General features: G+C 66.6%; 1 protein-coding gene. It reads left to right on the top strand.

The window, feature by feature from the left end; translation table 11 throughout:
* Positions 1-407 (top strand): aldehyde dehydrogenase family protein (locus RVY79_RS17690; protein WP_317465809.1); only part of this gene is annotated, 407 nt, incomplete at both ends.

The raw sequence follows: 407 nt of genomic DNA, 5'->3' as shown, positions 1-407 counted from the left end.
CTGCAGCGCTCCAAGACCGCCTGCGCGACCCTTCACTGCTGGAAACGCGCGCCTGGTTGGCCTCGGGATGGCAAGAGGCATCCGGCGGACGCTCGTTTGCGGTGACCAATCCTGCCACCGGCGAGATCCTGGCCCGCGTGGCCAGCCTGAGCGGTGCCGAGGTTGAATCGGCGATCACGGCCTCCGCACAAGCGCAGGCCGTGTGGCAGCGCCGCAGCAGCCACGAGCGGGCCAAGCTGCTGCGTGCCTGGTTCGATCTGATGATTGCCAACGCTGACGACCTGGCGCTGATCATGACCTCGGAGCAGGGCAAGCCGCTGGCCGAAGCGCGCGGCGAGATCCTATACGCGGCGTCGTTTGTGGAATGGTTCGCGGAAGAAGCCAAGCGCATCTACGGTGACGTCGCA

Source organism: Chromohalobacter sp. HP20-39, assembly GCF_033052815.1.
GTDB lineage: Bacteria > Pseudomonadota > Gammaproteobacteria > Pseudomonadales > Halomonadaceae > Chromohalobacter.
The sequence above is the reverse complement of the archived record's forward strand: the minus strand, read 5'-3'. Positions and strand labels throughout refer to the sequence as shown.